The organism is uncultured Flavobacterium sp., assembly GCF_963925185.1.
In the GTDB taxonomy this organism is placed as follows: Bacteria; Bacteroidota; Bacteroidia; order Flavobacteriales; family Flavobacteriaceae; genus Flavobacterium.
Map to the genome: position 1 here is coordinate 1 of NZ_CAWURC010000024.1, position 25559 is coordinate 25559.

At 34.0% G+C, this 25559-nt stretch carries 25 protein-coding genes and 1 tRNA gene; 1 reads left to right on the forward strand and 25 read right to left on the reverse strand.

Going from position 1 to position 25559, the window contains the following annotated elements:
- Positions 1 to 22 precede the first annotated feature (22 nt).
- Positions 23 to 96 (forward strand) — tRNA-Thr (locus tag AABM59_RS05230).
- 132 nt (positions 97 to 228) lie between these two features.
- Here the strand turns inward: AABM59_RS05230 and AABM59_RS05235 are convergent.
- The 25 genes from AABM59_RS05235 to htpG form a co-directional block, all read right to left on the reverse strand.
- The gene (locus AABM59_RS05235) at positions 229 to 939 is read right to left on the reverse strand and encodes a DUF4369 domain-containing protein (protein ID WP_338407924.1); all 711 of its coding nucleotides are present in this window, start codon (positions 937 to 939) and stop codon (positions 229 to 231) included.
- Between the two features lie 123 nt (positions 940 to 1062).
- Positions 1063 to 2925 carry a peptidase M61 gene (locus AABM59_RS05240; protein WP_338407925.1) on the reverse strand — a complete coding sequence of 621 codons (1863 nt, stop codon included), beginning with the start codon at positions 2923 to 2925 and terminating at the stop codon, positions 1063 to 1065.
- Between the two features lie 120 nt (positions 2926 to 3045).
- Entirely contained in the window at positions 3046 to 3324 is a 279-nt protein-coding gene (locus AABM59_RS05245) for a DUF2805 domain-containing protein (RefSeq protein WP_338407926.1), read from the reverse strand.
- A gap of 119 nt (positions 3325 to 3443) precedes the next feature.
- Positions 3444 to 4271: a sterol desaturase family protein gene (locus AABM59_RS05250; RefSeq protein ID WP_338407927.1), complete on the reverse strand. Its 828-nt coding sequence runs from the start codon at positions 4269 to 4271 to the stop codon at positions 3444 to 3446.
- A 46-nt stretch (positions 4272 to 4317) separates the two neighbouring features.
- A complete protein-coding gene (locus AABM59_RS05255; RefSeq protein WP_338407928.1) occupies positions 4318 to 4920 on the reverse strand; it encodes an alpha-ketoglutarate-dependent dioxygenase AlkB in 603 nt (200 codons plus the stop codon).
- A 174-nt stretch (positions 4921 to 5094) separates the two neighbouring features.
- The gene (locus tag AABM59_RS05260; protein ID WP_338407929.1) at positions 5095 to 6429 is read right to left on the reverse strand and encodes a hypothetical protein; all 1335 of its coding nucleotides are present in this window, start codon (positions 6427 to 6429) and stop codon (positions 5095 to 5097) included.
- Positions 6430 to 6464: 35 nt separating this feature from the next.
- Complete coding sequence (uraD, locus tag AABM59_RS05265; protein ID WP_338407930.1) at positions 6465 to 7313, reverse strand: 2-oxo-4-hydroxy-4-carboxy-5-ureidoimidazoline decarboxylase; 849 nt, start codon at positions 7311 to 7313, stop codon at positions 6465 to 6467.
- Positions 7310 to 7729, reverse strand: coding sequence for a hypothetical protein (locus AABM59_RS05270; protein WP_338407931.1), 420 nt, complete (start codon positions 7727 to 7729; stop codon positions 7310 to 7312). The genes uraD and AABM59_RS05270 overlap by 4 nt, the downstream gene beginning before the upstream one ends.
- Before the next feature lie 15 nt (positions 7730 to 7744).
- The gene (locus AABM59_RS05275) at positions 7745 to 9079 is read right to left on the reverse strand and encodes a urate hydroxylase PuuD (RefSeq protein WP_338407932.1); all 1335 of its coding nucleotides are present in this window, start codon (positions 9077 to 9079) and stop codon (positions 7745 to 7747) included.
- A gap of 83 nt (positions 9080 to 9162) precedes the next feature.
- Positions 9163 to 10182 (reverse strand): allantoicase, encoded by a 1020-nt coding sequence (gene alc / locus AABM59_RS05280; RefSeq protein ID WP_338407933.1) that lies wholly within the window; start codon positions 10180 to 10182, stop codon positions 9163 to 9165.
- A complete protein-coding gene (gene allB, locus AABM59_RS05285; protein ID WP_338407934.1) occupies positions 10164 to 11489 on the reverse strand; it encodes an allantoinase AllB in 1326 nt (441 codons plus the stop codon). The genes alc and allB overlap by 19 nt, the downstream gene beginning before the upstream one ends.
- An 86-nt stretch (positions 11490 to 11575) precedes the next feature.
- Positions 11576 to 12583 (reverse strand): GTP 3',8-cyclase MoaA, encoded by a 1008-nt coding sequence (gene moaA / locus AABM59_RS05290; RefSeq protein WP_338407935.1) that lies wholly within the window; start codon positions 12581 to 12583, stop codon positions 11576 to 11578.
- Positions 12573 to 13487 (reverse strand): bifunctional molybdenum cofactor biosynthesis protein MoaC/MoaB, encoded by a 915-nt coding sequence (gene moaCB, locus AABM59_RS05295; RefSeq protein WP_338407936.1) that lies wholly within the window; start codon positions 13485 to 13487, stop codon positions 12573 to 12575. Before moaCB ends, moaA begins: the two co-directional genes overlap by 11 nt.
- A 1-nt stretch (position 13488) precedes the next feature.
- Positions 13489 to 13935, reverse strand: coding sequence for a molybdenum cofactor biosynthesis protein MoaE (locus tag AABM59_RS05300; RefSeq protein WP_338407937.1), 447 nt, complete (start codon positions 13933 to 13935; stop codon positions 13489 to 13491).
- Positions 13936 to 15006, reverse strand: coding sequence for a HesA/MoeB/ThiF family protein (locus AABM59_RS05305; protein WP_338407938.1), 1071 nt, complete (start codon positions 15004 to 15006; stop codon positions 13936 to 13938).
- A gap of 10 nt (positions 15007 to 15016) precedes the next feature.
- Positions 15017 to 15253, reverse strand: coding sequence for a MoaD/ThiS family protein (locus AABM59_RS05310; protein WP_338407939.1), 237 nt, complete (start codon positions 15251 to 15253; stop codon positions 15017 to 15019).
- Positions 15254 to 15262: 9 nt separating this feature from the next.
- A complete protein-coding gene (locus AABM59_RS05315; RefSeq protein WP_338407940.1) occupies positions 15263 to 16009 on the reverse strand; it encodes a sulfite exporter TauE/SafE family protein in 747 nt (248 codons plus the stop codon).
- 26 nt (positions 16010 to 16035) lie between these two features.
- The gene (locus AABM59_RS05320; protein WP_338407941.1) at positions 16036 to 17205 is read right to left on the reverse strand and encodes a molybdopterin molybdotransferase MoeA; all 1170 of its coding nucleotides are present in this window, start codon (positions 17203 to 17205) and stop codon (positions 16036 to 16038) included.
- Positions 17206 to 17212: 7 nt separating this feature from the next.
- Entirely contained in the window at positions 17213 to 18127 is a 915-nt protein-coding gene (locus AABM59_RS05325) for an XdhC family protein (protein ID WP_338407942.1), read from the reverse strand.
- On the reverse strand, positions 18118 to 18531 hold the full coding sequence (locus tag AABM59_RS05330; RefSeq protein WP_338407943.1) for a hypothetical protein: 414 nt from the start codon (positions 18529 to 18531) through the stop codon (positions 18118 to 18120). The genes AABM59_RS05325 and AABM59_RS05330 overlap by 10 nt, the downstream gene beginning before the upstream one ends.
- 85 nt (positions 18532 to 18616) lie before the next feature.
- On the reverse strand, positions 18617 to 20872 hold the full coding sequence (locus tag AABM59_RS05335; protein WP_338407944.1) for a molybdopterin cofactor-binding domain-containing protein: 2256 nt from the start codon (positions 20870 to 20872) through the stop codon (positions 18617 to 18619).
- Positions 20869 to 22269, reverse strand: a complete 1401-nt coding sequence (locus AABM59_RS05340; protein ID WP_338407945.1) for an FAD binding domain-containing protein — start codon at positions 22267 to 22269, stop codon at positions 20869 to 20871. Before AABM59_RS05340 ends, AABM59_RS05335 begins: the two co-directional genes overlap by 4 nt.
- Positions 22270 to 22285: 16 nt before the next feature.
- Positions 22286 to 22765, reverse strand: a complete 480-nt coding sequence (locus tag AABM59_RS05345) for a nucleoside deaminase (RefSeq protein WP_338407946.1) — start codon at positions 22763 to 22765, stop codon at positions 22286 to 22288.
- 252 nt (positions 22766 to 23017) lie between these two features.
- Positions 23018 to 23419, reverse strand: coding sequence for a DUF2721 domain-containing protein (locus AABM59_RS05350; RefSeq protein WP_338407947.1), 402 nt, complete (start codon positions 23417 to 23419; stop codon positions 23018 to 23020).
- 160 nt (positions 23420 to 23579) lie between these two features.
- Positions 23580 to 25481, reverse strand: coding sequence for a molecular chaperone HtpG (htpG, locus tag AABM59_RS05355; protein ID WP_338407948.1), 1902 nt, complete (start codon positions 25479 to 25481; stop codon positions 23580 to 23582).
- Between the last annotated feature and the right edge of the window lie 78 nt (positions 25482 to 25559).

Below are 25559 nucleotides of genomic sequence, written 5' to 3' on the forward strand. Positions count from 1 at the left end.
TTAGTGTAGTAAGCAGTTAGAAGCCGATGTAGCTCAGTTGGCTAGAGCAGCTGATTTGTAATCAGCAGGTCGTGGGTTCGAGTCCCTCCGCCGGCTCTTTAATAAAACCATCTAACTTTTGTTAGGTGGTTTTTTGTTTGGAATGCTTAGGAACGACAAGTTTATGATTAAAATCGGTCTTGTTTTCAAAACAAGACCGGTTTTAATTTTGTTAATAGATATGTAATGTTATTTCTGGGCTTTAATTTTTGCTACATATTGCGTCAATTTTTTACCATAAAGTGATTGTGCTACTTTTGGCGACATTGATTTTTGGATGGTGTCCAAATATTTGATATTTATGTCATAAATATCGGATAAAGCGATGTAAGGAGACACTTCGTATTCTCTATTGTTTATGGCAAAATTCGTGGCAAATAAATATTTACGTTTGGTGTTATTGTCTTGTTTTGTATTAAGACTATCTATAGTTTTTGAGTTATTACTTTTAATGGCATTGAATTTCTGTTCAATCATATCAAGATTTTCATCTCTAAAACGACTATTTATTTTTTTATAGTCTTCATAGATCTCCTGGTTTTTTGAGCCTGTTATTTTCGCACTCAAAATGTATGAATCTAAATTGGTGTCAATGTTAATATTTCCTGATTCTGCAAAAAACAATATGTTGTTGTCCATTGAATTTGTCACGCCTCTATCTAAAAACAGATATAGCATTTCTGCCGATTTTAAATCTATATCAGTTTCAAATTCTGAATTTCCATCAATATTTATTGTATCTATAGCAACAAGACTGGTGTCAACAACTCTTTGAATGTATAAAGTCCCCTTTTTTAGTCCTTTGATATTACCTGTTAGATGTAAATTTGTTTTTGATACTTCCTTGTTGCAAGACGACAATAGCAAAAGGGTAAAGAAGGCATTAAATAATTTTTTCATAGGTGGTTATATTTTTTGCAAAATAAAGAAAATTGTTGGAAAGATTAACTATTGTCTTCGTTGAATTTCATAAAAAAACCCCAACTTATTTCTAAATGGGGATTTTATAGAAGACAAATCGGATTATCCTTTCAGCCAAGCTTCTTTTAATGATGATTTTATTGCATCGGCCGCTTTGAAACTTTTTTTTTCTTCATAAGGAAGTTTTACCGTTCCTTTGATGATTTGCTCTTTGTCGTTGCGTTTTATTTTTATTGTAATTGGATCATTTTCTTTCCATTTTTGACTTTCCGAAATCAAATCATAAATGTTATCCAACGAATAAAAGGTATCATTTACAGTCATCAAAACATCATCGCCTTTGATGCCAATGTTGCTAAAGAATTCATTTAATTCAATATTTGGAATAACGATTATTTCCTTTGTTTCACGATTTACGGTAATATATGGGGATTGTCCTTTTATGAAAACATTGCCAGGTAGTTTTTTAGTTGCTTTAGTAACTCCGACTCTTACTAAATAAGCTTCATAAGGAATTGGGGTTGTTCCCGAAACATAAGTTTTTAAAAATTCGCCCACTTCTGGATAAGTCAATTCGGTTATTTTTGTAAAAAGTTCCTCATCGTTGAATGCTTTTGAAACTCCAAATTCATTAGAGAGTTTTTGCATTAAATCAAGAATACCTCTTTCTCCGTGACTATTTTCCCGGATAATAATATCCAAACACATTCCTATTAATGCCCCTTTTTGGTAAACATTTAAATATTGATCTTTGTATGGTTTTACCAATACATTAGCACTCATAGTAGTGAAGGGCATTGTGTCATCAAGTGTCTTTGCTTGTTCGATTTTTTCGGCCATTCTAGTGTAAAATTCATCTTCATTTATCAATCCTTGGTTAACTTGGAAAAGATTCGCAAAATATTCAGTAACACCTTCATACATCCATAAATGCTGGGACATTTTTGGAGTATTGTAGTCAAAATTTTGAATTTCCTGCGAGTGAATTGTTAACGGAGTTACAATATGAAAAAACTCATGTGAAACTACGTCTTTTAATTGCTCGGCCAGTGCCTCTTTCCCCATCATTTCTGGCATAACAACGGTTGTTGCTGTTGGATGTTCTAATGCTCCAAAACCACGAGCATCTGGTTTTGACATATCGGATAAATAGATAAGTACAGTATATTTTTTTGTAGAATTAAATTTTCCCAAAAATGTTTTTTGGGCTGTCATCATCGTTTTCAATCCAGGAGTAATATCCTGGGCGGTCAATTTTCCGTTTGGAGAATATACTGCAATTTGAATTTCCATCCCATTTACATTAAAAGTAGTATAGTCTGGTTTGGAGTACATAATTGGATTTTCGACTAATTCGGCATATCGAGAAGTTGAAAACACATCGTTTGTAGTAGACGAATCCTGGTCAATCATTGATGTTGCGCCCCAAAGTCCTGCTGGATGCGAAATAGTTACTGTATACGGAATGGACATATAATTTGTAAAATAACCTACAAAACAATGTGTGTTGAGCATTATATTTTTTTCCGCATCTATATTTGAACCTGTTGGCGAAAAAATGTCATCGCCACCAAAACCAGTTCCTTTTTCGGTATCAAAAGTGTCATTTACCAAATAAGTGATTTTATCTAATTTTTTTGCATTGGCAATTGACCACGAATTAGCATCTGTTTTTTTAACTTCCAAAAGGTTTCCTTTTTTATCGAATGCTTTAAATTCTTCAATATACCTTCCAAAATTATCTTCTGAATAGGTTCCAGGAACCATTTTCGGAATACCGTAAGTTATTTCATTGGTGCTAATTTTAGGAGATTTTACTGTGACCAATACTTTGTCATCCTTGATTTCGTTTAAGTTAATGTTGACTTGAATTTTTTCTTTTGTAGAATCAGTAATTTGAGAATTAGCGGATTTATAGCTAAAAAGTGCTGTTGCAAATGCAATTGCAAAAAATATTTTTTTCATTTTAAAATTTTTTGTTTTAGGATTAGTAAAGAAAAAGGGTTAATTGTTACAAAGACTAACACAGGTTTTACGAAGTAATAATTATTAAATAAAAAACTCCTGATTACAGGAGTTTTTTATTTAATCGAGTTTGTTTTTTATATAGTACTTACCATCCAAATCTTCATCGAATTCGTCTATTTTAATAGGTTTTGGTTTTGGTTTATTCGCAGCTGCTTTCTTTTTCCACATTTCAAATTTTTCTGTGGGCATCTTCTTTTTCATGATTTCAAGAACCTCTTTCTCGGCTAGGCCAAATTCTTTTTTGATTATTTCAAAAGGATTTTTTTCCTCTAGGGCAAATGTAACAAGTTTTTCTGTTTGTTCCCAGGTCAATTCTTTGCGGTTACTCTTTTTCATTACGTGAAAATTAATTCAAATAGGTGTTAATGATTAATAAATTCCAATTCTAAATTATGTGCCAATATTAATAAAAAATATAATCACTTTTGATTTAAAGGCAATGTTTTTTATAGTTTTTAGTTGTTTTCTGGTGATCTTAGTTTTTCGAAAGGAATTTTTAATAAATTTTTCAGTCGATTGTTCTCTTTTGGATTCATGTGTGTATCAATACCATAGATAATTTTGTCTTTTGGGAGTGCCATAAATGTTCCAAATATTCGATCCCAAATTGAAAAAATATTGCCGTAATTGCTATCTGTATATGGAAGCGTATTGTGATGATGTACCTTGTGCATGTCTGGTGACACTATAAAATAACTCAAAACAGCATCTAATTTTTTTGGTAACGCAATATTAGCGTGTGTAAATTGTGTTGAAATTACCGAAAGAGTTTGATACATAAATATCAGCCACATTGGACTTCCAACTATTAAAACCCCAAGTGTTGTAAACACAAATCGGAGGACACTTTCTCCTGGATGATGCCTATTTGCAGATGTCGTGTCTACCCATGTATCGGTATGATGAATGAGATGAAAGCGCCATAAAAATTTAACTTTATGCTCTACGAAATGAACTAAATAAGCTCCAATCAAATCCAGTAAAAGAAGGCCAATCACGGCATAAATCCAAAGAGGCATTGGCGGTAGCCATTGTAAAACACCAAAATTATTTGTAATAGTCCAATCGGAAGTCATTAACAAAATGAATGCCAATGAAAAATTGATAACGATGGTCGTTAATGTCAAAAAAATATTTATGCTAGCGTGATGCCACTTTTTATAAGAAAACCGGAAGAGCGGAAAAGCATTTTCTATCAACCAAAATAAAGCAATGCCACCAACTAAAATTAGACTTCTATGGGAAGAAGGAATCGTTGAAAAATAAGAAACTATTTCGTTCATAATTTAAATATTTGAATTTAAATATATTGTTTTTTTGATAATCTAATTATTCAATTACACGAAATGTTAGATTTATTCTTGAATCAGTTGTTTTTGATGTTTTCGGAATTTGGTGTTTCCAAAAATGCTGCGTGGGTCCTTTCATTAACAATAAACTCCCATGTTCCAGTACAATACTTTTTTTCTGGTTTTTATCCGTATTGTGCTTCAATTGAAAAGTGCGTTCAGCACCAAAACTCACTGAGGCAATCACTGGATTCTTACCTAATTCTTTTTCGTTATCCGAATGCCATCCATTTCCGTCGTTTCCGTTACGATAATAATTAAGTAAAACAGAAGTAAAATTCGTTTCGGAAATACTTTCGATATGAAATTTCATCTTTTGTAGCAGCAGATTCCATTGATGCGGCTGCATTTTAATATTAGAATATGAATATGGCTTTCTGTCGTTTCCATACAAGGCGGTTAATCTGGGTTGTAAATGTTTTTTACCGTAAACAGTTATTTCATCTTGTTGCCAAGGAGTTTTTGTCAATAATTCTGCAAATATTTTGTCAGCTTCCTCTTGATCAAAAAAATGGGGATAATAGATGATTTCTGCATCTAGCAAATTTAGAACTATTGGCTCATTTTGAAAAAGTGAATTCATTATGTAAAAGTAAAGAGAAAAACCCAAGGTTAAAATCCTTTTTTCTCTTTACTTCTTAACTGGGCTTTATAATTATCGATTTGTAATTTCATAAATGTATATAATTAATGTTTGTCATCACTATGTCAAGAATCCCAAAACCCTAGTCAGTGTAAAAATTTTAAATTTTGTTTTCTATTTAGACTTTCTATTTTCTAATATTTTTTTGAATGAACGACCGCGAATTTCCTCTAATGTTAGTCCTGTTGCTAATACTTCTTCTTCCGTAATAGCGCCACTATTCAAAGCGCGAAGAAAGTAATTTAGTAATCCCTGTCCAGTTGCTGCATCATCAAAAACATCTCCTATTAAAGTAGCGCGTGCGGCCTTATCCACAAAGGTTTTCAAACGTTCTACAGCATCGTCATAACTTTCTAAAAAGAAAGCATATACTGCAGCATAACGCATCGGAAATTGAGCTGGATTTAAATCCCAACCTTGATAATAGCCATTCCATAACGAATGACGAATATGATCGTAGCCTTTTTTCCAAGCTCTGTGAACTACTTGACGATTTTCTTCTTCTTGAGCTGGAGTCAAATCACCTCGGTGTGGTCCAATAGGCATCGTATTTGTCGCTCCATCGCTCAACCAAATTCCGGTATGTGCCAAAGCTACTTTGGTAACATGATGCGCAAAATCGCAAACAGGATGATCCATTTCTTGGTATTTTGCTGTAATACTACAACTCGCCGTATAATCATAAGTGCCAAAATGCATCGCAATACAACGCCCTTGAGCAGCTTTTATAAATCGGTATAAAGGATTTGTCCCGTCTATGTCCATGATTGCTTGAGTAGTCTCGACCATCATTTCCATTTTTAAAATTCCTTTTTCCAATTCTAATTCTTCTTCTAAAATAGAAAAGAAATTAGCCAAAGTTTCTGGTTGTTGCGGAATCGTAACTTTTGGTAACATCACCACAAAATTATCAGGTAATTTTCCATTGGTTTCTTTCACCAAGGTGCTTACAAAAATATCTAATGTTCGCAAACCTCTTTCTTTCATTTCTTCGGTAAACGGTTTTATACGAATACCAATAAAAGGAGAAAGTGTGTTTTCTCTCATGCCCTTAGCTACTTCTTTAGCAGTCGATACGGCAGTTTCATCTTCTTCTTCGTTGCTTCGGTTTCCGTAACCATCTTCAAAATCAATTCGGAAATCTTCAATAGCTTCTAATTTTAATTTAGCCACTACTTTGTCATAAATGCGTTTGGTAAAATTGGTTCCTCCTGTTAAACCAAATGCTTTTCCAAAAACCTCATGATTGGGTGCGTAGGTTTCTAATATTTCTAAAGCTCTTTTCCCCAGTGCAATTGGCGCATCCGATTTAAAAAGGTTGGCGCCACCGTATAAAGTATGCACAGGCTGGCGGTCGCTTCTATCTCCTGGATAAATTTCGTTAAATGCTGAATTAGCTTGACTTAAACTATGGAATAATTGTTTTTTTTTTGAATTTGGAATTGTCATATTAATTATAAATTTATATTGTCTATTATCTTTCTCTAACTTCCTCTGTAGGTATTGTATCCAAAGGGATTTACTAACAGTGGCACATGGTAATGTGTTTCGTCAAAGGTGTTGAATATAATCGCGACTTCTGGATAAAATGTTTTTATGTTTTGTTGTGCATAATAATTACCAGTATCAAAAACCATTTTATAGGAACCGGGTTTCAAGTTTTTTTCTTGTGGTAATAAGTCTGCAATTCTTCCATCGGTATTCGTGATTCCTTGAGCTATGGTTTGCCAAACGTTGTTTCTTTTAGCTTGTAATCGTATCGAAATATTGGATCCAGGCAACCCAACCGAAGTATCTAAAACATGAGTGGTAATTTGGCTGACTTTTAAAAATTCAAAATTGCCTCCAGTTATTAATTTTTTGAATCGGATAATAGAGATTTTTTGTTGCTCTCCCATGGCAATATGCAATTCTTCGTCAGCCGAATTTTTCAATCGGTCTAAAAGTATTTGTAACATTTCTGTTGCTGACTTTCCTGTGGCGCAAACGATAAAAATAAAACCATTCTTGTTTTCATAATCAGTGTTGGCTTGAGACAATGCTTCAATAGTATGGCTAGTTGCAACGGCAACTCCGGCTTGTTCTTTACCTGCAAATTTTTCGGTTAGACTTTTTACATCTCCAATTTTCGGATGATGGGTGAAAGAGGCTCTCCAATCTGTTTCGGAACATTGGTCATACCAAATTTCGGTGGCATAATCCACTAAATCTTTTTCTGAGATAAAGGGGAAATGTTCCATCATCGTGGAAGCCCATTCGTTAGAACCACAACAAGCAAATAAATGGTTGTAGGCGGTTTGATTGTCTAAAGTATTAAATTGGGATAGTGTCATGGTTTAAATATTTTCAATTTATTATTTGATTTATAAATATCAAAAATTATTATTATAGATATTAATAATCCTCCAATTGCTAGCAAAACGATATGTTGATTAAACGATAAAATTTTCAAAAACATTGCAATTATCCAGATTATGAAAAGATTTATATTGAAAATAAAAGAGAATATGTAAAAGAAATTTACTTTTAAATTATTTTGTTTATATTTTAAAAAGTTGATTATTCGAATAATTAATAAAATAATTCCCAAACCAATAGAAAAATACAAACTAAATATATAAAAAATTAATAAATTTAAACCATGAAATGTACTTTCTTTTTCTGTAAAATAATCAAAAAAACCATATAAAGTCCAAAAGTTAATTATTATCATCGATAATAAACTAAATCCAAGTATTTTTTCTTTCATAATTTTTATCTCCATTTACTTCAAACTCGCTCCTTGTTCAATCCAGCATCGAATAGCATCTCTTTCTTCTTGAGTAATATTGGTTTTGTTATTTTGAGGCATAGTTTTAGTTAAAACCACACGTTGCATAATTAAGTCTTTTTTCTTTACAATATCTTCTGGAGTGTCATATTTTACACCATTTGGAGCTACTTTGTTGATGTCGTCCGTTGGTGCGGCTGAATGACATTGCACACACCGTTTTTGGATAATAGTATTCACTTCTGCAAATGAAATCTCTTTTTTACATTCGTAAGGATTCGTACTTGGTGCCGATATAAAGCAAGCCGCTAAAAGTATAGCAACCGAAACTGGCAAAATCCAAACATTGAGATCCTTTTTTTCTTTCAGATTTAGATAGTGTTTCACCCCGGCGGTACCTAAAGAAATAATTGCCAAAATAAGCCATGGATATTCATAACCAAAAGTAGATGGAAAATGATTACTCACCATAACAAACAAAACCGGCAACGTAAAATAGTTGTTGTGCAACGAACGGGCTAATGCTTTTTTACCCAAACTTGGGTCTAACGGAATTCCTAATTTAGCACAACGCACCATTTCTTTTTGCCCGGGAATGATTACAAAGAAAACATTGGCAACCATTATTCCACCAATCATAGCACCAAAATGAATATAAGCTGCTCTTGGACTAAAAACGTGGCAATAGAAGTAAGCGAAAGCTATTAAAATGGCAAAACCAATAATTGAAAATGCCAGTTGGTTTTTGATTAAACGAGTTTTGCAAAGAAAATCATAAACTATCCAAGCTACAACAAACGAACCCACACCTATCGATATACCCTGTGTTGCGGTAATATCTAAAATATTTTTATCAATTAAGAAAGCAGAAGCATTAAAATAGTACACTACAAACAACAAACAAAAACCAGAAAGCCAAGTAAAATAAGCTTCATACTTAAACCAATGCAAATGCTTGGGAATAGTTTTAGGAGCAACCTTGTATTTTTCTAAATAATAGAATCCGCCACCGTGAACTGCCCAAAGATTTCCAGCCAATTCATCGCGCACATCATCTGTTCTATTTAAGGCATTTTCGAGAAATACAAAATAAAAAGAAGCGCCAATCCACGCAATTCCGAAAGTAATATGCATCAACCGAATTACAATATTGAGCCATTCCATTAAATGACTTTCTAATGGAGTTCCTTTTACTAAGAAATAAGTGTTAACAAGAATTCCAACAATTACTAATAAAATTCCTGTATAAATGTAATTTTGACTAGCAACTTTTATTTCTTCTTTCTCTTCAGAAATTGTGTCCAATTTGCCAATCTTAACGCGTGACATTTTATAAGACAAATACCCCAGCATTATTAAAACGCAAAAATAAACTACATATAGTACAGTTAATATGAATAGATTGATACTCATTACCTACTGATTTTACCAAAGATTCTTAATCTACTAATTCCTCCGTCAGGAAAAATATTTAGCCTAATGTGTGTTATCGTATTTGATGCATTTATTTCGGAAACAAATTCGTGTTCGTGATCTGCACTTAACTTTTGTTGTGGTAAGAGTGTTTGCCAATTGATGTTTTTTAGTACATTATCCGTATCAGAAACACAGGCTTCAATGGAACAACTGTCTGGATAATTTCCTTTAAAATGGCACGTATCTACAACTATTCTGTCTACAATTCCTTTGTGAGCTAATTTTAAAATTACCCAATCGCTGTTGTTTGGTGTTCTATTTCTTTTGGTTTCCCAACCATCGCCCATGTTGACTCCACGATTTGGCATGATTAAATTACTCATGTCGCTAAAAAACATATCGTTACAAGCAATAGCTTGACCGCCATTAATGGCAGCTGCTAAATCTATTTCCTGAGAAGTAGAAACGGCATCCCAATTTTTGAATACTTCTCCATAAACGCGTAATCTTGCGACACCACCATCAGGATAAATATGCAAACGTATGTGAGTAAAATTTTCATTGCTTTGAGATTCAAAGAAATTTTGAGAGCCCGCATCCAAATGAGATTTTGGCAGAATTTCAGTCCAGGCTATAGCATCCCAATCAGTTATTTCATCAGTATGCGCAAGATTCACAGCCTCAATTGACGCATGTGGCGGATGATTTCCTAAAAAGAAATTGGTGTCAATGTCAAATCCAGTGATTTTACCAGAAGTAGCTAATCGAATTACAGCCCAATCGTGTCCAGGCGTTCTTTTTCTTCGGCTTTCCCAACCGTCCATCCATTTCCCTCTATCTGTATATTTATCGGTAATAAATACCCCACGGGTTAGTGCGATTAAGTTTTCTTTTTCGGCAAAAAAATCATCCGTAGCATACAAGACTTTTCCGCCTAATCGTTCAGCCGCCAAGTCAGTAAGTTGAGTAAATGATGGTGATTCCTTTATAATTTCTTTTACTTTTTCAAAAGCCATTTTCCTTTATTTTTATTTTCTATTGATTTATTTTTATAAACAGTCTCGCCATTTACTATTGTTTCAAGTATAACCCCACTTAGACTTTGTCCGATGTAAGGACTGATTTTATATCTAAAAAGAACGTTTTCTTCTTTAATAAGACTGGATTCTTCTGGGTTCCAAATAACAAAATCGGCATCATTTCCCACTTCAATAGTTCCTTTAGAAGCTGCCTTTATAAAGCGAGCTGGTTTTGAGGTAACTAGCGGAATAAATTGCTCTAAAGTTATAGTGTTTTTTAATGCTGTCCATGAACCATTTAACAAAAACTGAATACCTGCAATTCCGCCCCAAGCTTTTTTTAAATTTCCAGTTTCAATTTCTTTAATGTTTGGAGGTGCAGGGGAATGATCGGTAGTTATAAAATCTAAAACACCCGAAAGAAATGCTTGTTTTAATTGCTCATTATTTGCTTTTTCTCGAATTGGTGGAGCGCACTTATAGATGGTATTCGCATCAGGAATAGCCTCTGCATTAAAGTAAATGTATTGCGTACATGTTTCTGCAGTTATAGGCAAACCTTCTTTTTTTGCGGCTTCAATTTTAGATAAAGCATCAGCCGACGCCACATGCACAATATGCACCTGACATTTATGTTTGCGACACATGCGGATCATTAAATCGACCGCATCGTTTTCCCATTTTTTTGGTCTGCTTGCTAAATAATGTTGGTAGCTTGTTGGGTTTTCATCAAAATCGGTAGCTACTTCAGTATTGTATAATTCACAATGAGCTAATAACGGTAATTTGAATTCAGCAATAACAGGCATGGCTTCCTCTAAATCTTTTTCGGTAACATTAGGAAATTCATCAAGTCCTGAATGTGTTAGAAAGCATTTGACACCAACTACACCGGCTAATATCATTGCTTCTAAATGAGTTGAATTACCAGGAACAAGTCCAGCATAAAAACCTACATTTACATTCATTTTTCCTATAGAAGCTTCTAGTTTTTCTTTAAAATTAGCTACAGTAGTAGTCACCGGACTTGCGTTTAATGGCATGTCGACAATGGTCGTTGTACCACCCGCAGCTGCCGCTTGAGTAGCTGTTTCAAAGCCTTCCCATGCTGTTCTTCCGGGCTCGTTAACATGAACGTGAACGTCGATTACACCAGGCATTAAAACACTGTTCCCAATATCCTCAGCATCATTTCGTTTTTCGAAATGAATTGCGGTTATCGTTTTGTTGTCGAATTCTATGGTTGCTGGTTGTAGTTTATTATCTACCCAAACCCTATTACTGTATATTTTTCTTTGTTGCAAGCTTGCTTTTTTTATGTGCGAACTAACAAATATAGTTTTAATTAAAAAAAATACAAGGTTTGTTATAAAATATTGATATAAGTAGGTTAGCCTCCAATGGTGATCATACTTCGATTTTGTGAAAACTGCTCTGGATTTTGAAATTTCAAATCATCATCCATTCCTCCACGGATTGCTTTTTTAGAAAGTAGATTTTGTTGAATTAAAGGGATAATTGATTTTCCCGCCCGCAAATCTTCTAACAAAGAAGTTTCTGAATTGGAAAAAAGACAGTTTTTTAATTTTCCGTCAGCGGTTAATCGAATGCGATTGCAAGTGCTACAAAACGGATTTGTAACCGAACTTATAATGGCAAAACTGCCTAAATAAGATGTGATTTTAAAATTTTTGCAAGTGTCATTTGGCGCATCAACAAGGCGTTCAATATTGCCAAGGGGATATTTTGACTGAATGGTTTCTATAATTTGAGCGTAAGAAATTAATTTTGATTTGTCCCATTGGTTGCCACTAAAAGGCATGAATTCTATAAATCGAACTTGGATGTTTTTATTTTTTGTCAAAGCAATAAAATCAATGATTTCATTATCATTGAAATTTTTAATCAAAACCACATTAAGTTTAACTTGAAACCCTTCTTGGAGCAATAAATCGATATTTTTAATCACAGTGTCAAAATAATTTCGTCTCGTGATTTTATTAAATTTTTCTTTTTCCAGACTATCAATACTAATGTTTACAGTTTCAATTCCTGCGATTTTAAAAGTTTTAATAAAATCAGGAACTAGAATTCCATTGGTGGTAATGGTCAAGTTGACACCCAATTTTCCTAGTTGCAGAATAATTTCTTTGGCTTCTTTTCGAACCAAAGGCTCACCACCAGTTATTCGTATTTTTGTAACACCTTGGCGAACAAAAGTTTTGGCGATATAGACAATTTCATCGACTGTCATCAAATGAGTTTTTGGCGTAAGTGCAACCCCTTCTTCAGGCATACAATAACTGCATCTCAAGTTACAGTGTTCTGTAATTGAAATTCGTAAATAATCATGCCCACGTCCGTGTGAATCCTGCAATAAAATAGGTTTATTTTCCATGATTGAAGCCGTTCAATAGTTGAAATAAATGCAATACTGATGGAAAAACAGCATCAATAGATTCTGCCGCGCCTCCTGTAGAACCTGGTAAAGCCATAATTAAAGTATTGGCTTTGAACCCAACAACACTTCTGGATAACATGGCAAAAGGCGTTCTGTCTTGTCCGTAGGAACGAATTGCTTCTTCTATACCTGGAATTCTTCGATCTAATAAAGGAATTACTGCTTCGGGAGTCACATCTCTGTTTGACAATCCGGTTCCGCCAGTTAGAATTACTAAATCTATTTTTTGATTACAAAAAAGCTGAATTGTATTTTGAATATTCTGAATTTCATCAGGAATTATAATGTATTGAGAAACTGTTAATCCTATTTTTTCTAATTTATTGACAACAATTTTCCCTGCTTTATCTTCTTTATTTCCAGCAGCAACACTGTCAGAACAAACGATAACCGCTAAAGAAAGAGTTGTGTTTTCTTTCATTCCATAATCTGATTTTCCTCCTTTTTTATGCAGCAATTTTATGTTAGAAATCTCAACATTTTTATCGATGGGTTTCAACATGTCATACATTGTGAGTGCTACAATGGAAGCACCATGCATGGCCTCGACCTCTACACCTGTTTTGTAAATTGCTTTGACGGTAACTTCAATTTGAATAAAATCTTCAAAGCATTCAAATTGAATTTCTGTAAATTCAATCGGCATTGGGTGACAATCTGGAATGGCATTTGATGTATTTTTAACGGCAAATAACCCTGCGGTTCTCGACACTTCTAGCACATCGCCTTTGGGAACTTTTTTGTCCAAAATGGCTTGTATTGTTGTTGCCGAACCTACTTTTACAATTGCTTGGGCAACTGCCGTTCTTAGCGTGATTATTTTATGTGTGATATCTACCATTTTATGTATTTTTTTTCCAAGAATAGGTTTCGTCTTCAAGGATTTCTTTGCCAAAAATAGGTGCTTTTTCTTTTATTTCTTCAACCAAAAACTCCAAAGCTTCGTAGACCACTTTTCTTCTTGGCGCAGAAACAAATACAAATAGGCAAATTTCTCCCGTTTTTACTAATCCTAAACTATGATAAATGTGTAAACACGACAAGTCATATTTTGCAAACGCTGCTTCCCGGATTTCATAAAAACTTTGTTCTGCCATGTCTTCATAGGCCGAATACTCGATTGCTGCGACATTTTCCCCATCAATAACATCAGCGCGAACTTGACCTAAAAAGATATTATGGGCGCCAATAGTGGTTTTGCTTTGATGTTTTGAAATGGAATCTCCAATAAATTCTGCGGAAATGGGTCCTATTTTAAAACAAGATTTTTTAGGTTTATTTGTTGTCATTTATGTGATATTTTTTTTTAATGCATCAATTCCGTTTTGCAAGTGAAAAAGATTAGTAAATCCTTTTTTAATTAAATAATCTCCGGTCAATTTACTTCGAGTTCCGTTTTGGCAAAACAAAATAATTTTTTGATTTCTATCGGTGTTTTTTAAGAAATCATCTAATTGGGACAATGGCACATTGTTTATTTTTTGCAAATCTAATCTAGGTTTTTCATAGGTTTCTCTGATGTCAATCACAAGGCTATTTTGATGAGTAATTTCTTCGAATAAATTAGTTGAATTCACGATTTTAACTTCATTAATTGTTAGAGTGTTCAAAATTTTAAATCCATTTTGAAGGCCCTTTTCAATTTCTGTTGGATTTTTTTTGAAATTAATATTTTCGAATTTAGAATTTAAACTATTGTATATAAGTAACTTACCGCTCAAAATTTCACCTATTTCCAAGATTATTTTTAATACTTCATTAGCTTGTAAAACACCTAGTGTATTTGGCAAAACCCCCAAAACCCCAGTATTGGAACAGTTTGGCGACATATTTTCTTTTTCGTTTTCTGGAAATAGACAGCGATATGTTGGACCAGATTTGTAATTAAACACGGAAAGTTGTCCTTCAAATTTATGGATGGAAGTATAAACCACTGGTATTTTCTTTGCCAAGGAAACATCGTTAATCAAATAGCGAGTGGCAATATCATCGGTGCAATCAACTATTATTTGATAATCGGAAATAATTTCAAAAGCATTTTTTTTAGCAAAATGAAATGAATAGGGGATTACCTTGATTTCAGGATTTTGCTTAAAAACAGCATCGGTGGCAATGGTCGCTTTGTTTTTTCCACAATCAGCCAAAGTGTATAAAAATTGACGGTGCAAGTTGGTTTCTTCAACTACATCTCCATCCATAATTCCAATATGACCAACACCGGCAGCGACTAGATTTTGCAACACCGGACAGCCTAAACCACCAGCGCCAATGATTAAAACCTTGGCGTTGGTTAGTTTTTCTTGACCCAAAATTCCAATTTCGGGTAATTCTGTTTGTCGATTATACCTTTTTGAATGCATTTTTATTTTTTTATCCACCAGCAAATGGTGGAAGTAAAGCTATTTCATCAGTGTTATTTAACTCGGCATTTTCTTTGGTCAATGATTGATTAACTGCAAATGAATAGCTTGTATTTTTTAGTTCAGGATATTTTTCTTCGAGTTTCGATTGCAATTTACACAAAGTGATAGTTTTATTTTCAAAGAAAAGTTGTTCTTCCTTTTTTTTGGTAATATCAGCAATCATCCCAAAATATTTAAGTGTCATCGTCATAATTTAAATGGTGTATAATTTAAATATGGCTATAGCTAATACTATAGCCAGCACATTTTTCAATATTTTTGAATTCATTTTTTTGGTTCCAAAATATCCACCAAGGATTCCTCCAAACATGGTTAGACCGATTAACCAGGTTGACGAAATCGGGAAAATTCCTCCGATGGAAACAAATCCAAAAAGACCAGAAATGGAGTTTACAAAAATAAACAATGCCGTTACTGCCGCAGTCTGCTTTATGTTTGCCCACCCAAACAGTAGTAATATTGGACTTAAAATAATACCGCCCCCAATACCTATCAATCCTGATAGAAACCCGATTAATGCGCCTATTGCCAATGCCGAAAACAGGTTTAATGGCTTTAAATCTGTTTTGTGTTTTCCAAACAAGCCTACCAATCTTGCAACGGCAAATAGCAAAACGGTTGCTAAAATTATTTTATAATAATGGCTGTCGATTTTTATTGTACCTCCCAGAAATGAAAAAGGCACAGATGTTATGGCAAAAGGATAAAATAATTTCCATTCGAACTTTTTTTGGTGATAATAAAAATAAAATGAAATGGCAGAAACCAATATATTCAAAATCAAAGCTGTAGGCTTCATAAAAGTCACTGGGAATGCAAAAACACTCATTAATGCCAGATAACCACTAGCGCCTCCATGTCCCACGCTAGCATATAGAAAGGCAACTATGGGAAGCAAAAGCAACAATAAAGGAAAATTTAGTAATTCGCTGGCAGGCATGTTTTGGTATTTAGATTGTAAATATACTAAATAGTGTAGACAACGACTTTGTCTCCTTTTATAAGCTTGTAGTTTCCGTTAGGCAAATAAACCAAGGCATTGGATAGCGCAAAAGTATCTAGCATAGACGAATCCTGGTGCGAAAGTAGGGTAACTTGATCGGCAACTACCAAAGCCTTTAAAAATTGACAACGCGAATTATCAACAATAAAATCATGTGTTATTGTTTTTGACTGTTTTGAAACATAAGAAGACTCAATCCCAGAGCGTCTTTGAAGTGTTGGTAATACATAAATATAGAAACAGGTCAAGTTTGCCGCTGGATTTCCGGGCAATGCAAAAATGATTTTATCCTTTTGTTTTCCAACAAATAAAGGTTTTCCAGGTTTTTGATTTACTTTATAAAATAATGTTTCGACTTCAATACTTTTCAAAGCACTTTCCACAAAATCATAATCCCCAACAGATATTCCCCCTGAAACTAAAACCACGTCGTTTTCAAGAATGGCTTTTCTTAATATTGTTTTAGTACTTTCAAAATCATCTTTAATTTTATATAACGAAACAACTTCAAAATTGCCATTGTACAAAGCGGTTTGGAGCATTATGGCATTGCTTTCATAAATTTTTCCATTAGGTAAAAAATCTCCTGCCGAAACTAATTCATTTCCAGTAACCACAATTCCAACTGTTGGTTTTTTATATACTTTTACAGAAGTAAAACCCAATCCAGCCAAAAACCCAATGGCTGCTGCATTTAGAAAAGTATTTATTGTCAAAGCAACATCGGCTTTTGAAATTTGAGCACCAATTTGGCGAATATTGGTTTCTAATTTTATGTTTTCCTGAAGTAATAATTGAGTGTTGGTAATCGTGACTTTTTCAATTTGAATTACAGCCTGAGCAGAATCAGGAACGGCAGCCCCAGTGAATATTTTTACAGCTTGACCGGGTTGAAGTTCTTCGGAATATATATCGCCAGCTTTTACTTCCCCAACAATGGTGTATAATAACAAATCATGAATACAAATAGCAAAACCATCCATATTTGATTGTCGGAATGGAGGCATATTTATTGAAGAATATAAAGTTTCAGCAAGAACATGATTTCGAGCTTCCAATAGAGAAACTTCCATTTCTTTCAAGGGAGAAACAGTATCTTCTAATATTGAAAAAGCGTTGTCGATGGAAATCATTCGTAAATTATAATTGGTTTTTAATCTTTATTAATTGCGCCGCAACACTGATGGCTATTTCTTGAGTAGTTTCACTTTTGATATCTAAACCAATTGGTGCATGTATTTTTAAAATTTGCTCTTTGTTATAACCATCGGCGATGAGGTTTTGAAACAAAGTGGCAATTTTTTTCTTACTGCCTAACATCCCAATGTATTTGAAATTTCTATCCAGTAATCGTCTAACTATTATATCGTCAGTTCGAAAACCAAAAGACATGATAACTACATAGACAGCATCTCCTTCGGGAATATAATTTTCTATGGTTTCAAATTCAGCAACTTGTTTCGAATGAACAAAATCATTGCTCATCATGGTGTTCAAATTTTCTCTGTGATCGAGAAGATGAACTTCAAAATCCAATCGAGAAAGCACTTCACTCAAAGCCAAACCAACGTGTCCGCCACCAATGATATATACTTTTTGAACCACGGCGTTTTTCTCTTTATAAATCCACTCCGTATTTTCGGGATGTTCTGAATTAATGGTTATACCATAATTTGAATAAGCAATCGAAACCTCTTTTTGAGACAGAATCTTATCGATTTTAGAAATAAAATCGGAATAAATATCATAAAAAGCAATCGTTTGTTGACCAGAACATATCATTCCCGATTGATTTTTAGGTGCTTTTTTGTCGTGAATTTGGTGTTTTATAAAAGGTTGAAATTCAGTTTTTTTTAGTAATGTCTGTGCATATTGCACTAATTTATGCTCCATAATTCCACCACCAATGGTCCCGAACATTTGATTTTTTGTCACTAGCATTTTAAAACCTTTTCTACCCGGACTGCTACCTTCATTGGCAATGACAATCATCAAGATTAATCGCTCTTCTTGCCGTAGCAATTTCGACATTTTTATGTAGGTATCTAAAACCATTGGCTGCTCATTGAATAATAAATGGCCATTAAACCTGAAAATAGGGTACTTGCTACAAATCTATCTTTCAAAAGGATTTTGTTTTGTATATAATAATTCGCCAAAACAGATATTGGAATATTGATTAAAAATGATAAAAGTCCAATTTTCAATAAGCTAAAGTTAATTTGGAAAAATTTTCCAGAAAAAAGCATCAGCAAACACAAGTGACGAGCAATCCATAAAGGGTTGAAATACAGTAGTACAATTGTAGCTTTGATTAATCGCTTTTTTACTTTTTGTTTTTTAAATCTTTTTATAAATTTATCTATCCAATTAAAAAATAGTTGAATTTCAAAAGCATACAAAAAGACTCCAAGTAAAAACACACAAACTGCTCTAAAAAAACTAAAATCATCTGACAAAATAGAGGCAATCGAATCGCCAATCATAAAAACAAACCCACCAAAAAAATTACTGAAATATTTTTTTTTACTAAAAATCATTTGCTTATAACTGTTGTGGTTTGTAGAGGTCCATTAAAACTTTTTCTGGGGTGTAAGGTGCATTTATGATCAATTCAGCATTTGGGTTGAACGATTTTATCGCATTACGAATGGCAAAATAAGCTCCAATTCCATACATTATAGGTGGTTCTCCAACCGCTTTTGATTTCTTGATGGCTAATTCGTGACCTTCAGTTTCTAAATGTCTAATGTTTATTTCTTTAGGTACAGAATAAATATCGGGAACTTTATAAGTAGAAAGTGCATTCGAAACCAATCTTCCTTGCTCGTTATAAATAATTTCTTCCAATGTCATCCATCCAATTCCTTGTACCAATCCACCTTCAATTTGACCATTATCGATTGTTGGATTCATGCTTTTTCCAAAATCATGTACGATATTTACACTTTCAAAATTATATATTCCTTTCAAACAATCAACAGTTACTTCTAAAATTGCCGTTCCATATACATGATAAGCAAATGGATGTCCCTTCTCTTTTGATTTATCATAATGAATGGTAGGGGTAGAATAATGGGCATTCTCGCTCAATGCCACTCTCAACGTAAACGCTTTCATAACTAAATCTTGCCAAGTCATCTCGGTATTTTTAGCGCTGGCAATAACTAACTCGTCTTTAATTTCTATAACTTCAGTGTCAAATTCTTTTTGAGCGACCGTTTTTAATCGATCCAACAAATTATTGCAAGCTATTTGCAATGCTTTTCCATTAAGGTCAGCACCAGCACTTGCGGCAGTTGGTGACGTATTGGCAACTCTAAGTGTATTGGTAGATTCTATTCTAACACTTGAAGGTTTTATTCCAAATGTTTCGGTTACGATTTGAAGCATTTTGGTGTTAACTCCTTGTCCCATTTCGACTGCGCCAGTATTTACTACGACACTTCCATCATGATAAATATGTACCAATGCACGTGCGTGATTCATCATGGTATTGGTAAACGAAATTCCAAAACAAATTGGCTGGATGGCTAATCCTTTTTTAAATCGTGAATTGGTAGCGTTAAAAGATTCGATCCTCTCTTTTTGAGCATCATAATTATAGCTTTTCATACAGCTTTCCCAGGTATTTTTTGCTTCTGTTTGTTGCAAAATCTGACCATAAGATAATTCGTCGCCATCTTGTACCAAATTAATTTTTTGTATCAAAGAGGGGCTTACGCCTAAATTTTCTGCCGCTTTCACGATGGCCGCTTCAATTACAAATTTACCTTGTGGCCCGCCAAAACCTCGGAAAGCAGTATTAGGAGGTAAATTAGTTTTACAACTGTATGCTCTTGCAATTACATTGGGAACAAAATAGGCGTTGGTAGAGTGAAATAACGTTCGTTCCATCACAGCTGGCGACAAATCTGCAGCGGCTCCTGCATTTTGATAATGGGTAACTTCGTAAGCTAAAATTTTATAATCTTTGGTTAAACCAATTTTAAAATCGGCTGAATAAGGATGCCTTTTTCCAGTCATTCGCATATCATCCATTCGATGCATCGCCATTTTTACAGGCTTATGCAAAAGTTGGGATGCTAAAGCAACCATGACTGCCCAAGGAGTTGCTTGGTCTTCTTTTCCGCCAAAACCTCCACCCAAACGAACAGTGTCAATTTCGATTTTATGCATGGGAATCCCCAGAACTCTGGCCACCATTCTTTGAACAGCTGTTGGTCCTTGAGTCGATGAAGATATAATTATACTTCCGTCTTCTTTTGGTCGAGCATAAGCTCCTTGTGTTTCTATGTACAAATGTTCTTGCCCATTTACATCGGTTCTGCCTTCAAAAACAAAATCGCATTGCGACCACGCTTGTGCCGTATTTCCAAGGGTAAAAGACCTTGGAGACATAATAAGTTTGTTTTGTTTTTGTGCTTCCCGTGCATCTGTAATAATGGGTAATTCTTCGTAATCTACTTTGATAAGTTTTGCTGCTTGACGACAATGATGCTCAGATGTCCCAATAATAAGAGCAATTACTTGACCCCGAAAATGCACTTCGCCTTCGGCAAATAAAGGTTCGTCAGGAAGGATTCCTCCAATTTGATTTTCTCCTGGAATGTCTTTAGCCGTTAATATTGTAACGATGCCAGCTCTATTCAAGGCATTTTCAAAATCGATGCTTTTAATTTTGGCATGAGCCACCGTGGAATCAAAAGGCAATGCATAAAGGGTTCCCTTGATTTCTTGAATGTCATCAAGATAAATCGATTTTCCTTTTACGTGATTATGTGCGTCTATATTAATCATATTAAGTCATCCATTTTAATGGTTTCGGGGAAAAGAGCGATAAAATGTGCAAAAAACAATTGGCGCGCCAGGAGTCTTTTGTATTCTTCCGTTCCACGAGCATCGCCAATTGGCGCTAATTCGTTTTGTAAAATTTGTTCCGCTTGTTTAATTGTATCAGTATCTATTGATTTGTTTACCAAAAAATCATTGGTTTTTGATAAATATTTCGGTATTGGGCCAACACCACCTATAGAAATGTGGACCTCAAGGATTGTGTTTTCTTTCGTGCTAATTGTTAAAGCAGTGTTTACACTGGCAATATCTAGATATTGTCGTTTACATACTTTTTCAAAATTAAATTTACTGCTGGTATCGGGGATTTCAAAAGTGATTTCGGAAATGATTTCGTCTTCGGTTTTGTTGAGTACTTTATAGCCTAAATAAAAATCTTTCAATGGTATTTCACGAGATTCGTTTTCTTTATTGGTCAACGTAATTTTTGCTTTCAAAGCCAACAATATAATCGTAAAATCACCAATAGGAGAGCCATTGGCCAGATTTCCTGCAATAGTTGCGATGTTTCGAATTGGTGTTGAAGAAACTAATTTTAAATAGTTGTACCAATTTGGAATTTTCTCTAAAAGTGTTTTATTGACAATCAAATCAGAAATTGTAACGGCTGATTTTATAGAACAAAAATCACCTTCAAAAGTGATGCGATTCAGTGAGTTTTTATCAAACAAATAGTTCAAATCCATATCGTGTAATTCGTCATGTTTTTGAACGTATAAATCGGTTCCGCCGCCAATAGGAATGTTTCCTTCGGTGTTATATTTTAGATTAAAGTCATTTAATTGGTCTTCGATATGTAGAAAATATTCAGGAATAAATTCATTTTCGACTAGCCATCTTAAAGGGTTTTCAGAATTTTTATTTTGTAGTTTTTCGGCTAATTTTGCTACGGCACGTTCAATAGATTTGTAGCCCGTGCAACGGCAAATATTACCATCGATAGCACTAATGGCGCCTTCAATATTGGGTGATTCACAAGTTAATGCATAGCCGCTCATAGAGTTTATGAATCCCGGTGTGCAAAATCCACATTGTGTTCCTGATAAATCGACTAAGGCTTGTTGCGCTTGGTTGAGTTTGTCCGGAAGGTTTAATCCTTCAATGGTTACTACGTGTTTGCCATGAACATTGGGCAGTGGTGTGAGGCAAGAAGTTGCGCTGAAATATTCTAATTTTCCGTCTTTTAGCGAACCAATTAAAATGGTACAAGCTCCACAATCGCCTTCACGGCAACCAATTTTTGTACCGCGTAAATTTTCATCATAACGAATGAAATCAAGCAAAGTGATGTTGCCCGGATTTTGTTTATGAATGACTTGGTTATTTAAAATAAATTGAATCATGAAAATAAATTAGGAATCAATATTCTGTTTTAGTAATACTCTCTGACCATAACCGAAAAGCCTCCAAAGCTTCATCTCTCATCATTTGAGCAGTGGTCAACTTCCTGTCTTGAAAAGGAATTTCGATTTCTTCGTAGATAAACTGGTCGTCAAAATTAATATCGGCAGCATCTTTTTTAGTGTTGGCAAAATACATTTTATCTGGTCTAGCCCAGTAAATTGCGCCCAAACACATTGGGCACGGTTCGCAACTTGTATAGATTTCGCAACCATCTAATTGGAAAGTTCCTAATGTTTTGCATGCATTTCTAATGGCGACTATTTCCGCATGTGCAGTTGGGTCGCCCGAAGAGGTTACTTCGTTTGCGCCACGAGCAATAATTTCACCATCTTTCACAATTACGGCACCAAAAGGGCCGCCCTTGCCAGACATTACATTTTCAATAGACAGGCGAATGGCTTCCTGCATAAACTCATTTTGTTTGTTTGAACACATTTATATCGTTTTTGGTAAAATAATAAATTAATAATCTAGCCCGTGGGGTTTAATTATTTAAAGTAAAAAAATGATTAAATGTTTGGTCAGAACACTTTAATTCTGATAAAGAAATTATACCCATTTTAATTTTTTTGTGGGGGTAAAAATAGTGTATAATTATGAGTTGAATGGTATAAGTAGTATGTTTTTTTGAAGAGACCTTTCAATGTCTTATTTTGTATTTCAGATCGGTAAGCAAGAATAGTTTAATTACATCCCTTTTTTATCACTCAAATCACTCAAATGCAAACGAAGCGCATCGACCGAAATGTTAATTTCCCAAAAAGAAAATCCCAATGAAATTAACAAACTGAGCAAACTCATCCCAAAGAGATATACTCCAAATAATTGTAGCTCTAAAAACAATAAAAGCATTGAAAACACAGATACGAATAAACTCAAGACCCCAGCCATTTGCATATATCGGATGAGTGTTAAGCGTAAGTTTAGGTTTTTAATTTCTAATAAAATTAAACTATTTTCTTTTTCCTTGTAGGCTTTTTTTAGTCCTCTTATGATTGTGGCTATAGTAAGAAACCGATTGGTATAGGCCAATAAAATTAGAGAAGTGGCCGAGAACAGAAGGGCGGGAGTTTCTATTTGTAAGATCATTTTATTTGATTTTTTATAAGTTCAACTTTCAAAGTTCGTTATTCTTTTGTCAATATCGAATTCTTTTAAGTAAAAAACCTGCAAGTTCCGATTCTTCGGAATAACTCACAGGCATTTCTTCTTTTAATCGGTTATGCGAATAACTGGTTAAACAAATTATTTATTTTATCAAATCGAAACTTCTCTTCACAAAAGCCGTAAGCTCTTCGCCTTTTAACAAGTTTTGCGATAATTTTGCCAAGTCTAAAGCCTGTTTTACCAAACCTTCTTGCGCTGTTTTATCCTTCATGTTCAAAATATTTGAAGCCAATTCAGAATTGGTGTTTACTACCAAATTATACATTTCTGGCATGTTCCCCATTCCGAACATTCCGCCACCGCCAGACTGACTCATCTCTTTCATTCTTCGCATAAATTCCGGTTGCGTGATAATAAAAGGAGCTGCTTGACTATCCATGGGTTGTAATTGAACCTGATAGTTTTGTTTAGGAACCAACGCTTCTAAAACTATTTTTAAGCTTTCTTTTTCTTCATCGGATAATTTAGAAATCGTAGTTTCCTCTTTTTTGATTAAATTATCGATATGATCTGAATCGACCCTCACAAAAGTTAACTCTTTGTTGTCTCCTTCTATTTTTTGAATTAAATGTGGGATAATTGGAGAATCTAAAAGCAGGACTTCATATCCTTTTTCTTTTGCTATTTCAATATAAGAATGTTGCGCTTCTTTATTTCCAGCATATAAAACGACTAATTTTCCGTCCTTGTCAGTTTGGTTTACGGCTAATTTTTCTTTTAATTCTTCTAAAGTATAATACGCATTATCAACTGTTGGATACAAAACAAAAGCGGATGATTTTTCATAGAATTTGTCTTCTGATAGCATTCCGTATTCTAAAACAATTTTGATATCGTTCCATTTTTTTTCAAATTCTTCACGGTTTTCAGTAAATAACGATTTCAATTTATCAGCAACTTTACGAGTGATGTAATTCGAAATTTTCTTCACTGCTGCGTCTGATTGCAAGCTAGAACGCGAAACATTTAAAGGGATATCTGGCGAATCAATCACCCCTTTCAACATGGTCAAAAATTCAGGAACAATTCCTTCAACATTGTCAGTTACATATACCTGATTTTGATACAATTGAATCTTATCTTTTTGAATTTGTAAGTCAGAACCCAGTTTTGGGAAATACAAAATCCCCGTTAAGTTAAACGGATAATCTACATTTAAATGAATGTGAAATAAAGGTTCTTCAAATTGCATTGGATACAATTCGTGGTAAAAACTTTTATAATTTTCATCAGATAATTCTGCTGGTTGTTTAGTCCAAGCCGGATTTGGGTTGTTGATGATGTTGTCAGTTTCAACTTCGGTGAACGTTTTATCTTTATCCTCTGGCGCAACTTCTTCGCCCTTTTTTTGCTCTATTTTTTCTTTTCTAGTTCCAAATTTAATTGGAATAGGCATAAACTTATTGTACTTATTTAACAATTCTTTGATTTTGTATTCTTCCAAAAAATCTAATGAATCTTCTGCAATATGCAAAATAATTTCAGTTCCACGAGTAGTTTTATCACTTGGTTCCAGCGTAAATTCAGGACTTCCGTCACAAGTCCAGTGGGCCGCTGGTTCTTCTTTATGTGATTTAGTTAAGATTTCTACTTTGGAAGCTACCATAAAAGCAGAATAAAAACCAAGTCCAAAGTGACCAATTATCCCAGAATCTTTAGCAGAATCTTTATATTTTTCCAAAAACTCTTCGGCACCAGAAAAAGCAATTTGGTTGATGTATTTCTCCACTTCTTCCGCAGTCATTCCCAATCCTTGGTCAATAATGTGAAGTTTTTTGCCTTCTTTGTCGATTTTTACTTCAATGATAGGGTTGCCATATTCCGCTTTAGCTTCACCAATACTTGTTAAATGTTTTAATTTTAGTGTAGCATCGGTTCCATTAGAAATCAGTTCACGCAAAAAGATTTCGTGATCGCTATATAGAAATTTCTTGATTAAAGGGAAGATGTTTTCTACCGAAACATTAATTTTTCCAGTTGTCATATTTTTAGTTTTTAAATTTATTTTTTATGAATCTAATTCTTTCAAATAAGATACCAAATAGTGTTAAAGTGACAAATT